The following is a 13,274-nucleotide window of genomic DNA, read 5'->3' as shown; positions in this document are numbered from 1 at the left end:
CGGGCGCAAGGGCTTTTGCCGGGCCCGGAAAAGGCAGACCCGGCAAAAGCCGGGTCTGTCGGGTGTTGCGGTTCTGGATGGATCAGAACTTGTAGGTGGCGCCCATGTACATGTAACGGCCGATGTTGTCGTACATCGCCGAACCGACGTCGGAGCCGAAGTAGTTCACCGGCGGATCCTTGTCGAAGGCATTGTCGATGCCCAGGTAGACGTCGATCTTGTCACCCGGGAAGCGGTAGCCGAACTGGAAGTTGTGGTACGTGTACGAGCCGTTGCGGATCGGGCTGGTCTGTCCCGGGTTGGCCTGGTAGCTCTTCGGCTGCACACGCAGGTTCGGGCCGACGTAGGTCATGTCCCACGACGCGCGCCACTGGCCCAGCGAGTACTTGGTCTGCAGCTGGCCACGCCAGCGCGGATCGGTCACCCAGGTGACGTTCTCGTCGTACTCGTTCGGGAAGGCCTGGAAGGCCCACTCGCGCGACTGCAGCAGACGGGTGCCCACCAGGCGGATGACGGTGTCACCCTCGGCCAGCTTGAAGCGGTAGTCCATTTCCAGATCGACGCCGACGCGACGCGAGCGGGCGAGGTTTTCGTTCAGCGCAACCCAGCGGCTGATCGAGTATTCCGGGAAGGTGCGGCCGCCAGCATCGGTCTTGCCGCCCACCGGTGCGCGTTCGATGAAGCCGCAGAAGCTGTTGTTGATCCCCCCCGGCGAATCCACGCAACGGGTTGCATTGGTCTGCGCGGTCACCGCACCAATGGCGTCCTTCAGGCTGATCCACCAGTAGTCGACGGACATGCCGAAGCCCTGCAGGAAATCAGGCTGCCAGACCAGGCCATAGGTGAAGCTGCGTGCGCGTTCCGGCTTCAGGTCCGGATTGCCGCCGCTGACGCCCGGGCGGGTGGCAGTGTAGGTGTCGACCCAGCCGACCGGCACGCCCAGCGCCGAGCAGTTGGCCTGGCGCAGTGCCGGGTCCGCCGCGGTGTTCGGGCGGTTCGGGTTGGTGGCCAGGTAGTTGCAGGGGTCGTTGACCGTGGCGAAGTTTTCGCTCTGCGGGTTGTACAGCTCACCGATGCTCGGTGCGCGCACCGCCTGCGACAGGGTGCCGCGGGCACGCAGCGACGGGATGATGGTCCAGTCCAGGCCCACCTTCCAGGTGGTGGTCTTGCCGATGCTGCTGTAGTCCGACCAGCGGCCTGCGGCGTCCAGGGTCAGGTTGTAGATGCCCGGGATGTCGGCCAGCAGCGGCACGGTGGTTTCAACGAAGGCCTCGCGCACGTCGTACTTGCCCATGCGGTTGGGAATGGCGTTGAGGAAGGTCAGGCCCTGCGCGGCCAGCGGATCGGTGATTTCGCGGCTCTTTTCGCGGCGGTATTCAACGCCACCAGCCACGCCGACGTCACCGGCCGGCAGGCTGAAGAGCGAGCCGTTGGCCAGCGATGCGCTGAACACCGACTGCTGCAGGCGCGAGTAGTTGAACGAATTGACGTTCATCCAGTCACGTGCAGCTTGGGTCACCGCGCCGTTGCCGAACACCGAGAAAGGCACGCAGCCTTCGCGGGCGAACTGCGAGTACACGCGGTTGCCGTTGTTGGGGTTGGTCGCGTTCGGGTTCAGCGTGGTGCGGCAGACGATCTGGCCAGTGGCCGGGTTGACCACGGTATCCAGGCCAGCCTGCCAACGCTCGTTGATACGGTTGTTGAGGTTCCAGCGCTTGACTTCGCTCTGGCCCCAGTTGCCGTAAACGTCGTAGGTCCAGTTCTCGGTCAGGTTGCCTTCCATGCCCAGCACAAAGCGCTGGGTGTTGCGCTCCACGTGCTCACCACGCTGGCCGGCGTCGACGTTGAAGCGGCTCAGGGTTAGCTGGCTCAGGCCGGCGCTGGTCATCAGTGCACGCAATTCCGGCGACACGTAAGCGTTATCGCGCTGGATGCGCAGGGTCTGGTCGAACGACGGCTGTGCCAGGAAGTCGGACACCGTTTCGGTGTACTTGCCCTCGAAGTACAGGCGGTGGTTGTCGGTCAGGTCGAAGTTGACGACCGTGTTGATGCTCTTGCGGTCGAACTTCGGCTGCAGGTCGGCAACCGAGTTCAGGTCGGCGAAATCACAGTTCACGCAACTGGTTGCGCTGACCACGGTGCCGTCGTAGCGCTGCTTGCGGAAGGTGCCATCCGGGTTGAACTGATAGCGGTTGCCCCAGGTAGCCGGATTGTTCGGGTTGAAGGTACCAATGTTGAAGGTACCGCCGAAGGAGATCGAGTGGTTGCCGCCCGGGCCTGCAAGCACGGTTTCCGGGTTGCTTTCGCTGGACGGCTTGCTGCTGTCGTAGTTCGGGTTGCGCACCGACACCAGGAACTCGTTGCCGATGGCGCGGTCGGTGCGGACGAAGCGGTCCTGCTTGCTGTACTCAAGGGCGACGGCGGCGTTGCCGCGGCCACCAGCGAAGTCGGTGCCGGCCGAGGCGCTGATGAAGGAGCGGTTGAAGCCGCCTTCGCTGGCCATGCCGGTCTGACCGCGCACTTCGGCGCCGTCGAAGGACTTCTTCATGATGAAGTTGACCACGCCAGCCACGGCGTCGGCGCCGTACACAGCCGACGCACCACCGGTGATCACTTCCACGCGCTCGATCCATTCCACCGGGATGGTGTTGACGTCCACGGCCGAGGAACCCGAGGTCGCGCCGACGTGGCGGCGGCCATTGACCAGCACGAGAGTGCGCGAGGTGCCCATGCCACGCAGGTCCATCAGACCCACGCCGGCGGTGCCGATGAAGCGGGTCGAGTTGCCCAGCGTGTAGGTCGGTGTCAGTGCTGGCAGGCGCGTCATCAGATCGCCGATGTTGTTCGCACCGGTGGCACGAATCTCCTCGGCGGTGATGGCCGTGACCGGCGAGGGGGTCACAAAGCCCGTACGCGCAATGCGCGAGCCGGTCACACTGACGCGATCGAGGTCGATCGGGTTGGAGGAGGCTTCCTGCGCGAAGGCAGGTGCTGCGGCCACGGCGAGCAGACCGACGAGCAGGGCGCTGCTGAGCGGGTGACGGCCAGGTGGGCGGTTGTACGTCATCGTTATGGGTCCCCTAATGAATTGAAGCGTGCTGTTCCGTCCGTTCGTTACATCTAAGTTCATATAACGGGCGTCGTTCATGGAACCTAACACGGCCTTAACGAGAAATGCATACAAATGTCACAAAATGGTACCTGGGTGCACTTCGGAGTTGGCTGAAAGTGCAACAAATACAATCGTTTAATATCAATTGTGATCTGCCGGCGACAACTTGATGACGCGAAGCTGAACGTGGTGAGATGGGCCACTTTGCGCAAATAGGCGTTTCATCATCCGTCCAGGAGCGGTGTTCATCAGAGGGGCGGAGGAAGCTGCCGTAATTGGCCTGCCGCGTGGCGATCCCCTTGCCTGGCGACTAGGCCGTCGATGTGTCGGAACTGCCTTTGCGTAGCTTTCGTAGTTCCAAATCGACTTCGGGTTGCCCAGCAGGTCCTGGAAGTCCTCACCCGGCTGCACCTGCACTTCATGCTTCAGCATGTTGGTGTAGTTGTCCGAGAACTGCAGCGAACCGAAGCGGCCGATGTCTTGCAAGTACGTGAAGCCGACGGTAAGGGCCTGCAGGTTCTGGCAGGCTCATCTTCGGGGGGGGCACAGCGAGCTCAGGTTGCTGGCCGAATCGCGTACGACCCAGTCGGCCACGTTCTGACGGGTGGATGAGGAGCTCTTCGGCAAGTCGTTGCGGCAGCAGTACTCGGCCAGCAGCAGCGGGTCTATGCTGGCTGCATCAACTTCGTTCTCGATCTTGCAGTTGTAGCAGTCGGCCGAGATCGACAAGTTTCTACAACCGGGGTATGGGCCGATTCGGCCAAGTTGCACTCGGTTTCTACGGCTACATGCCGAAGAATAGTGGTCAGGCGGCAAACGCGCTTGTGCCGTTCGTGGAGCGCGTGGATGCGTTCGATGAGCCCAAGTGCCAGCTCCGCTGGGGCCGGGAATGGGCAGGCCCTGTTCCACCAGGGCCTGTTCTTCCATCCGCTCAGGCCGGACACGAAAAAGCCCCGCCATGGCGGGGCTTTTCCGTTGCTGCGGTTGCGGGATTACTTCACGCCGAACGCGTACTTGGCCTGCACGTAGATCGCGCGCCCGTAGGCGTTGTACAGGTAGTTGTTGTACGGCTGGCCGCTGGTGCCGGCGAAGCTGTAGCGCTGGTTGTCCGGCATCTTGTTGAACACGTTGTTGACCATCAGCGACAGGGTCAGGTTTTCCATCGCGCGGTAGTTCACGCTCAGGTTGTAGGTGGTGTAGGAACCCCACTTGCCTGCCTTGTAGCCGGAGCTGTGGACGTAGTCATAGCCGTTGCCCACGTAAGCCATGTAGTTCGGCGTCTTGCCGATGTAGTTGGCATACAGGGTGGTGGTCCAGTTGTCCTTGGCCCAGCCGATCGAGCCGTCCGCGCGTACCTTGGCGTACGAGTCATACACCCACATCGCATACGGGTCGTGCAGCAGGTCCAGGAACTCGTCACCCGGCTGCGGCTGCAGCTTGCGCTTGAGCATGTCGGTGTAGTTGGCCGAGAACTGCAGCGAACCGAAGCGACCGATGTCCTGCACGTACTTGAAGCTGGCGGTCAGTGCTTCCAGGTTCTGGCGGGCGACGTTCATCTTCGGCGTGTAGATCTCGTCGAGCACGCCCGATGCATCACGGGTGATCCAGTCATCGACGTTCTGGCAGCTGGCCGAGGTGTTGTTGGACTGGCCGTTGCGGCAGTAGTACTCGGCCAGCAGCAGCTGGTCGGAGCTGAGCGTATCGACCTCGTTCTTGATCTTCCAGTTGTAGTAGTCGACCGACAGCGACAGGTTGTTGATCGGTGCCCACACGACGCCTGCATTCCAGACGTCGGCGGTGATCGGCTCCAGGTCGGGGTTGCCCGAGCGGGTGCCGAACACCGAGACGCTGTCGTACGGGCAGCCGGTGGTGTTGGCCGGGTCGTAGCCCAGCTGGCCGCAGCGATAGTAGTCGGTGGAGCCGTTGGCGTAGTAACCACTGCGGCCCTGGAAGGCATCGGACAGGGTCGGTGCGCGGAACGCCGTACCGTACTTGCCACGGAACAACAGGCTTTCGATCGGGCGGAACTCGATGCCGACGCTGTAGGTGGCCTTGTCCACGGTGTTGCTGCCGATCTTGAAGGCGTCATAGCGGCCGGAGCCGGTGACGGTCAGCGTTTCCAGCAGCGGCATGCGCAGTTCGGTGGTCACCGCGTAGTTGCTGCGATGGCCGGCACCGGATACGGCGGTGGTCCCCCACACGCTGCCGTCCATCAGGCCCGGGTCGGGCGTGTAATCCCAGCCTTCACTGCCGCCTTCCAGGACCACGGCGAAGCCAGCATCGCCACCCGGCAGCTTGAACAGCGAGCCATTGGTGACCTGGGCGCGGGCCAGGTTCTGCCAGGTGCGGCTTTCGCTGTAGCTGTAGCCGGTGAAGCTCTGGAAGTCACCGGCGGGCAGCGGTGCGTAGAACGCTTCCCAGTTCGGGCTGTAGATGTTGTAGCCGGTGCTGGTGGTACCCAGCACCGGGCCCAGCACGCGCTGCTCGAAGTAGTCGTTGATCGGGTCGTTCCAGCGCACGAAATTGCGCTCGGTCAGCTTGTACTCGCCACGGGTGAAGCTGAGGCTGTAGTCCCAGTTGCCTGCGGTGCCGCGGCCGCCGAGGGTGACCTGGTAGGCCTTGTTGCGGTCGGTGTTCATGATGTCGCGGTAACCGCCGCCGCCGATGTCCTCCGGCGCGAACACGCGCTGCAGGTTCATGTACTGGCCGCTGGCCTGGTCGTAGAAGCGGCCCCAGCCCGAGGAGGTGCCCCACCAGGTGTAGCCGGAGCCGGTGGCGTACTTGACCTCCTCCAGGCTGTACAGCGCGTCGCCGAACAGCTGGAAATTGTCGTTCACGTCGAAGGTGGCCGAGCTGTAGATCTGCCCGCTTTCCTTGCCGTTCTTGATGGTCTTGTAACCGGTGCCGTAGACCGAGCCGCAGGCCTGGCCGGTCGGACGGGTACCGAGCACGGTGGTGCCGTCGAACTGGCCCGCCACGTTGGCGCACCGGTTCGGGTCCATCATCGCGTAGCGGTTGTTGGCGGCCGGCAGCAGCACCAGGAAATCGTTGGAGACGTACTGCGGGCTGTAACCGTCGGGGTTGTTGACCTTGGTCAGGTCGCGCTGGTAACCCCAGATCGGGCTGGTCTTCTCGTACTGCACGTTGACCAGTGCATGGAAGCGGTCATCCTTGGAGTTGAAACCGCGTGCGCCGCTGAAGCGGAAGCTGTTGCCGCCACCTTCGCTGTAGGCACCGCCGCGCACATTGAGCACACCGCCATCCATGCGCTCCTTGAGGATGATGTTGACCACGCCGGCGATCGCGTCCGAGCCGTACAGCGACGACTGGCCACCCGGCAGGATCTCGATGCGCTCGACGATGTCGATCGGGATGCCGCTGATGTTGTTGAAGGTATCGCCGCCGTTGTACAGCGCCGGATACGAGAGCATCGGGCGGCCGTTGATCAGGTACTTGGTATAGCCCGGGCTGAGGCCGAACATGCCCGCCGCTTCGGCGCCCTGGGTGAAGGATGCGGAGGTCTGGCCACCCTGCAGGCCGCCCGTGGACAGCGAGGACTGCTGCAGGACATCGGCGACGCTGGTGAAACCGCGGGTCTGGATATCCTCGGCGGTGACGGTCAGGACGGGCGTGTGGTTCTCGATCTCGGTCTGCGGAATCAGCGACCCGGTGACGGTCACACGATCAAGCTGGGTCGGCGCATTGCCGTCCTGGGCCAGGGCGGTGCCGGAGGCCAGGAGGGTGCCGAGCAGGGCGAGGGTCAAAGGGTGGCGCGAGAGCGTGGAACGTTGGCGAGACATGGTGGATCCCCGTAGTGAGCAATGTCTTGGCGGCGCATTCCCTGCGCATTAACAATTCGTTCAGTGTGACTCCATTCAGGTCGACCGTAACACGTCGTTAACGCTGCCAACACAGGCCTGTCACATCAATGCGCCGTTGGGAAATGAAAAAACGCTTACGAATCAATGGATAAGGCGATTTGTTTTGGCATGTTTCAAAAGATGGCGGCGTGCAAGGGAGCATGTCGGCATTGCGGATATGCCCTGTAGATCAATGCGTTGCCTTGGATCAGCGCTGCCGGGAACCTGGATGTTTGTGCGCTGTGGATCACACTTTCTGCTACAGGCCGGACGGGAGGGTGGGGCGCAGTGGTGCAAAAAAAAGGCCCCGCCGAAGCGGGGCCTGGTCCAGACACGCGGTCCGGGATACGACGGGATTAGAAGTCGTACTTGACCTGGGCCGAGATCTGACGGCCGTAGACGCTGTAGAAGCCGTCGTTGAACGGGGTCGATTCGTTGCCCGGGTAGTTGTAGCGCTGGCCTTCCGGCAGCTTGTTGAACACGTTGTTGACCATCAGCGACAGGGTCAGATCGTCCTGTGCCTGGTAGTTCAGGCTCATGTTGTACGTGGTGTACGAGCCCCACTTGCCGGCCTTGGCGCCGGAGGAGTGGACGTAGTCGTAGCTGCGGCCGGTGTAGGCCAGGTAGTTCGGGGTGCTGCCGACGTAGTTCGCGTACACGGTGGTGGTGAACTTGGAGATGGCCCAGCCCACCGACACGTCGCCGCGTACCTTGGCGAAGTTGTCGTAGTACCACATGTTGTACGGATCGCTCAGCAGGTCCAGCTTCTGCGCACCCGGCAGGGCCACCACTTCACGCTTGAGCATGTTGGTGTAGTTGCCGGAGAACATCAGCGAACCGAAGCGGCCCAGGTCCTGCTGGTACTTGGCACCGACGGTCACCGCTTCCAGGTTTTGGCTGGCCACGTTGAGCTTCGGGGTGTACACGCGGGTCAGGTTGCCACCGGCGTCGCGGGTCACCCAGTCGGTCACGTTCTGGCAGCTGGCCGAGGTGTTGTTCGGCAGGCCGTTGTGGCACTGGTACTCGGCCAGCAGCAGCTGGTCGGTGCTCAGGGTCTTGACCTCGTTCTTGATCTTCCAGTTGTAGTAGTCGACCGACAGCGAGAAGTTGCTCACCGGGGCCCACACCACGCCTGCGCTCCACACGTCGGCGGTGATCGGCTTCAGGTCCGGGTTGCCGGACTTTTCGCTGTACACCGAGGTGGTCTTGTAGAACGAGCAGGCTTCGTCACGCAGCGCGTAACCCATCTGGCTGCAGCGGTAGTAGTCGTTCTGGCCGGAGGCGAACGAGCCGCTCATGCCCTGGAAGGCATCGGACAGGGTCGGCGCGCGGAACGCGGTGCCGTACTTGCCGCGCAGCAGCAGGCTTTCCACCGGACGGTATTCCAGGCCGATGCTGTAGGTGGCCTTGTCGACGGTCTTGTCGGCGATCTTGAAGGCGTCATAGCGGCCCGAGGCGCTGATGGTCAGCGACTCGAATACCGGCATGCGCAGTTCGCTGGTCACCGCGTAGTTGCTGCGGTGGCCGGCACCGGCCACGGCGCTGGCGCCCCACGCGTTGCCATCGACGAAGGCCTGGTCGGGCGAGTAATCCCAACCCTCGCTGCCGCCTTCCAGCACGACGGCCAGGCCGGCGTCGCCACCCGGCAGGGAGAACACCGAACCGTTGGTCACCTGCACGCGACCCAGGTTCTGCCAGGTCTTGCTGCGGTGGGTGCCATAGCCGGTGAAGCTGGCGAACTGGTCCGGGGTGATCGGCGAGTAGAAGGCGGTGTAGTTCGGGTTGTAGATGCCGAAGCCATCAGCAGTGGTGCCCAGGCGCGGGCCCAGCACGGTGTCGCCGAAGAAGCCTTCGATCTTGTCCTTCCAGCGCGCGAAGCGGTTCTGGTCCAGACGGTATTCGCCGCGGGTGAAGCTGGCGCTGTAGTCCCAGTCGCCGACCATGCCCTTGCCGCCCAGGGTGACCTGGTAGGAACGGCTCTCATCGGAGTTCAGGATGTTGTTGTAGTGGCCCGGGCCGATTTCTTCCGGCGCGAAGGCGCGCTGCAGGTTCACGACCTTGCCCAGGCCCTGGTCGTAGAAGCCGCCCATCACCGACTTGGTGCCCCACCACAGGGCGCTGGAGCCGGAGGTGAATTCGGTCTTTTCCTTGCTGTACAGCACGTCGGCGAACAGCTGGAAGTTGTCGTTCACGTCGAAGGTCATCGACGAGTAGAACTGGCCGCTGTTCTTGCCGTTCTTCAGGGTCTTGTAGCCGGCGCTGTACACCGAGCCGCACGATTCGCCCGATGCACGCTTGCCGACGGTGGTGGTGCCGTCGTACAGGCCTGCCACGTTGGCGCAGCGGGTCGGGTCCATCATGTACAGCTTGTTGTCGGCGTTGCCGATGACAGCAAAGTCGTTCGACGGCAGCTGCGCGGTGTAACCGACCGGGTTGTTCTGCTTGGTGATGTCACGCTGGTAGCCCCAGATCGGGCTGCCGTTTTCGATCTGCACGTTGACCAGGGCGTGGAAGCGGTCGTCGAACGCGTTGAAGCCCTTGGCGGCGCTGAAGCGGATGTTGCTGCCACCACCTTCGGTGTAGGTGCCGCCACGGATCGACATCGTGCCGCCGTCCATGCGTTCCTTCAGGATGATGTTGACCACGCCGGCGATCGCGTCCGAGCCGTACAGCGACGACTGGCCGCCCGGCAGGACTTCGATGCGCTCGACGATGTCGATCGGAATGCCGCTGATGTTGTTGAACGACTCGCTGCCGTTGTACAGCGCCGGATACGAGAGCATCGGGCGGCCGTTGATCAGGTACTTGGTGTAGCCCGGATTCAGGCCGAACATGCCGGCGGCTTCGGCGCCCTGGGTGAACGCACCCGAGGTCTGGCCACCCTGCAGGCCGCCGGTGGTCAGCGATGACTGCTGCAGCACTTCAGCCACACTGCTGAAGCCGCGGGTCTGGATGTCTTCGGCGGTGATGGACATCACCGGGGTCTGGGTTTCGACCTGGGTCTGCGGGATCAGCGAACCGGTGACGGTGATCTTGTCCAGGTTGGTCGCCTTGTCCTGGGCCATTGCCGGGGCGGCGGCCATCAGAGCGGAAATCAGGGCGACGGCGAGCGTGTTGCGACGTGCGGTATTGCTGACGTGTTTCATGTAGTTCCAATGGAGAGCAAAAAACAAAAACGGCACTGCGCATGCGCCATCGCGCGGGCCGGAACAGCGGGCTCCGCAGCTCAAAACAGTGCTGATCGAACGTAACATGAACTTAACAATCTGTGCACGAATCCGTCGCAATCCTGAATTTCAGTCAGGTTACGTCCAGCTTGTATGATGTTGGGTTATCCCCCTGACTCCGCCGGTGCTCGTTGTGAACAGTTCTCCCCGCCGTCCCCATGCCAGCCAAGTCCAGAAGGGACTTACGCCGCATGCCCGCATCCGCAATGTCATCGCGGTCGGTTCGGGCAAGGGCGGCGTCGGCAAGTCCACCACCTCGGTGAACCTGGCCGTGGCGCTGCAGCAGCTCGGTGCGCGGGTGGGCGTGCTCGACGCCGACATCTACGGCCCCAGCGTGCCGGCCATGCTGGGGCTGTCCGGCCGCCCGGAAAGCCCGGACAACAAGAGCATCGAGCCGCTGCGTGCGTTCGGCGTGGACACCATGTCGATCGGCTACCTGATCGAAGAAGACACCCCGATGATCTGGCGCGGCCCGATGGCCACCTCGGCGATGACCCAGCTGTTCAACGATACCCTGTGGGACGACCTGGACTTCCTGCTGATCGACCTGCCGCCCGGCACGGGTGACATCCAGCTGACCCTGACCCAGAAGATTCCGCTGGCCGGTGCAGTGATCGTCACCACGCCGCAGGACATCGCCACGCTGGATGCGAAGAAGGCGCTGAAGATGTTCGAGAAGGTCGAGGTGCCGGTGCTGGGCATCGTCGAGAACATGGCGGTGCACACGTGCAGCAGCTGCGGGCACATCGAGCACCTGTTCGGCGAGGGTGGCGGCGAGCGCATGGCCGCGCAGTACGGCGTGCCGCTGCTGGGGTCGCTGCCGCTGCAGATCGGCATCCGCGAGCAGGGCGATGCAGGCACGCCGATCACCGTGGCCCAGCCGGATTCGGCACCGGCCCAGGCCTACCGCCATGCCGCGCAGCGCCTGATCGAGGAAGTCGGCAAGCGCCCGCGGGCCTCGATCCCGATCCTGTCCTCGCTGCTGTAAGTGCCGGGGCAGGGGCCGCCGGCGCAGGCCGGCCCCCTGCTAGAATCCTCGCGCCCCCTCGTACCCCCAGGACAAAGCATGAGCATCAAGAGTGACCGTTGGATCCGCCGCATGTCCGAGCAGCACGGCATGATCGAGCCGTTCGAGGCCGGGCAGGTCAAGCAGGCCAACGGCCAGCGCATCGTCAGCTACGGCACGTCCAGCTATGGCTATGACGTGCGCTGCTCGCGCGAGTTCAAGGTGTTCACCAACATCAACTCGACGATCGTCGATCCCAAGCACTTCGATCCGGGCAGCTTCGTGGATATCGTCGGCGATGAGTGCATCATCCCGCCGAACAGCTTCGCGCTGGCGCGTACCGTGGAGTACTTCCGCATTCCGCGCGATACCCTGGTGGTGTGCCTGGGCAAGAGCACCTACGCGCGCTGCGGCATCATCGTCAACGTGACGCCGCTGGAGCCGGAATGGGAAGGCCACGTCACCCTGGAATTCAGCAACACCACGCCGCTGCCGGCGCGCATCTACGCCAACGAAGGCGTGGCGCAGATGCTGTTCTTCCAGGCGGCCGCCGATGACATCTGCGAGACGTCGTACCGCGATCGTGGCGGCAAGTACCAGGGCCAGACCGGCGTGACCCTGCCGCGGACCTGAAGATTGCAGGCGATTTGTAGAGCCGAGCCCTGCTCGGCTTCAAGGCAGGGCAGCCGAGCATGGCCCGGCTCTACATGAAGGAGGGCGGCGCAATGCGCCGCCTTCCTTATTTGCCGCGACCGAACAGCATCGCGATGCCGACACCCACCAGGGCCACCGGCCACCAGGTCAGCAGCAGCTTGGACAGGTTCAGGTGCGTCCAGCCGAGATTGCTGGCGAGCATGAACAGGCCGATCAGGATCAGCAGGACGGCGGCAACGAGGTTGAATCGCATCGGGTCGGCGAAGGCTCAGGACAGGGCCGGATATCCTAGCCGTTCCTTCCAGTAGGCGACATGCTGGTCCAGCGCCGCCGGCTCGTAGCGGTGCGCCGGGCCGCTGCCCCAGACCGGGCCCGGCCAGGCCGGATCACCGTCATGGCGGCCGATCACATGGAAGTGCAGCTGGCGCACGATATTGCCCAGCGCCCCGATGTTGATCTTTTCCACCCCGTCGGAGCCCTTCAGGGCCTTGCAGGCGCGGTTGAGCTCGGTGCGCAGCTTGTCCTGCTGCTCGCCGTCCAGCTCGATCCACTCGGTGACCCCGGCCAGGCGCGGTACCAGCACCAGCCAGGGGAATCGTTCGTCGTTCATCAGCCGCACTTGCGACAACGGTCCTTCCGCCACCAGCACGCTATCGGCGGCCAGGCGTGAATCGAGTTCGAATTCGCTCATCCAAGATGCTCCGAGAAGAAGTCCAGGGTGCGTTGCAGCGCCAGGGCGGCGCTGTCTGGATCATACGCATGTCCGACCTCCCGGTTGAAGGCATGATCGGCCGGATAGACGTAGGTGGCCATCTGCGGCAGCTTTTCGCGGTGGGCCTGCACGGCTTCTGGCGGGATGCTGCGGTCCTGGGCGCCGAAGTGGAAGATCACCGGCGCCTTGGGTGGCTCATCGAGGAACTGGACGTTGCGCGCACCGTAGTAGCTGACCGACGGCAGTCCCAGGCGCACTGCGGACAGCATCGCCACCGTACCGCCCCAGCAGTAACCGACGGTGCCGACCTTGCCGTAGGGCGCCAGCCGGGTGGCCGCCGCGCGCACGACCTCCAGCGCCCGTTCCATGCCCAGCGCGCCGACCCGTTCCAGGCCCTGCTTCACGCCGTCGGCGTCGTAGGGCAGCGCGTCCGGATCGGCGTCGGGGCCATCGAGCAGGTCAAAGAACGAGGGCGCCAGCACCGCATAGCCTTCCGCCGCGAAGCGTTCGGCCACGCTGCGGATATGCGGATTGGCGCCGAAGATTTCCTGCACCACCACCAGGCCGCCGCGCGCGGTGCCTTCCGGCAGGGCCTGCCAGGCCCGTACCGGGCCGTGATGCGTATCCAGGGTGATCCACTCGGCCATCGTCATCTTCCTCGTTGCTGGAAACAGAACTGCATTGTCGGTGCTGCGCCGGTTAG

Annotated in this window: 8 protein-coding genes; 2 read left to right on the top strand and 6 right to left on the bottom strand. The window is 63.7% G+C overall.

Annotation, left to right across the window (positions count from 1 at the left end):
* Positions 1 to 82: 82 nt before the first annotated feature.
* From ACS0OT_RS14175 to ACS0OT_RS14165, 3 genes are all read right to left on the bottom strand, one after another.
* Positions 83 to 3,067 carry a TonB-dependent receptor domain-containing protein gene (locus tag ACS0OT_RS14175; RefSeq protein ID WP_139727434.1) on the bottom strand — a complete coding sequence of 995 codons (2,985 nt, stop codon included), beginning with the start codon at positions 3,065 to 3,067 and terminating at the stop codon, positions 83 to 85.
* A 1,037-nt stretch (positions 3,068 to 4,104) separates the two neighbouring features.
* A complete protein-coding gene (locus tag ACS0OT_RS14170; protein ID WP_065179173.1) occupies positions 4,105 to 6,912 on the bottom strand; it encodes a TonB-dependent receptor domain-containing protein in 2,808 nt (935 codons plus the stop codon).
* 416 nt (positions 6,913 to 7,328) lie between these two features.
* Positions 7,329 to 10,118 (bottom strand): TonB-dependent receptor domain-containing protein, encoded by a 2,790-nt coding sequence (locus ACS0OT_RS14165; RefSeq protein WP_442255866.1) that lies wholly within the window; start codon positions 10,116 to 10,118, stop codon positions 7,329 to 7,331.
* Positions 10,119 to 10,332: 214 nt separating this feature from the next.
* Here ACS0OT_RS14165 and apbC point away from each other — a divergent pair, with 214 nt between their 5' ends.
* Both apbC and dcd read left to right on the top strand, forming a co-directional pair.
* Complete coding sequence (gene apbC / locus ACS0OT_RS14160; protein WP_005418013.1) at positions 10,333 to 11,187, top strand: iron-sulfur cluster carrier protein ApbC; 855 nt, start codon at positions 10,333 to 10,335, stop codon at positions 11,185 to 11,187.
* Between the two features lie 78 nt (positions 11,188 to 11,265).
* Positions 11,266 to 11,838, top strand: coding sequence for a dCTP deaminase (dcd, locus tag ACS0OT_RS14155; RefSeq protein WP_005418012.1), 573 nt, complete (start codon positions 11,266 to 11,268; stop codon positions 11,836 to 11,838).
* 106 nt (positions 11,839 to 11,944) lie between these two features.
* Here the strand turns inward: dcd and ACS0OT_RS14150 are convergent, their stop codons facing one another.
* From ACS0OT_RS14150 to ACS0OT_RS14140, 3 genes are read right to left on the bottom strand one after another with little or no spacing between them, the layout of a single operon-like run.
* Positions 11,945 to 12,112: a LiaI-LiaF-like domain-containing protein gene (locus tag ACS0OT_RS14150; RefSeq protein ID WP_005418011.1), complete on the bottom strand. Its 168-nt coding sequence runs from the start codon at positions 12,110 to 12,112 to the stop codon at positions 11,945 to 11,947.
* A gap of 15 nt (positions 12,113 to 12,127) precedes the next feature.
* The gene (locus ACS0OT_RS14145; RefSeq protein ID WP_005418010.1) at positions 12,128 to 12,550 is read right to left on the bottom strand and encodes an HIT domain-containing protein; all 423 of its coding nucleotides are present in this window, start codon (positions 12,548 to 12,550) and stop codon (positions 12,128 to 12,130) included.
* A complete protein-coding gene (locus tag ACS0OT_RS14140; protein ID WP_442255865.1) occupies positions 12,547 to 13,218 on the bottom strand; it encodes a dienelactone hydrolase family protein in 672 nt (223 codons plus the stop codon). The genes ACS0OT_RS14145 and ACS0OT_RS14140 overlap by 4 nt, the downstream gene beginning before the upstream one ends.
* Positions 13,219 to 13,274: the final 56 nt, after the last annotated feature.

The sequence above is a fragment of the Stenotrophomonas maltophilia group sp. RY12688 genome (assembly GCF_052149045.1).
Taxonomy (GTDB): domain Bacteria; phylum Pseudomonadota; class Gammaproteobacteria; order Xanthomonadales; family Xanthomonadaceae; genus Stenotrophomonas; species Stenotrophomonas sepilia.
The sequence above is the reverse complement of the archived record's forward strand: the minus strand, read 5'-3'. Positions and strand labels throughout refer to the sequence as shown.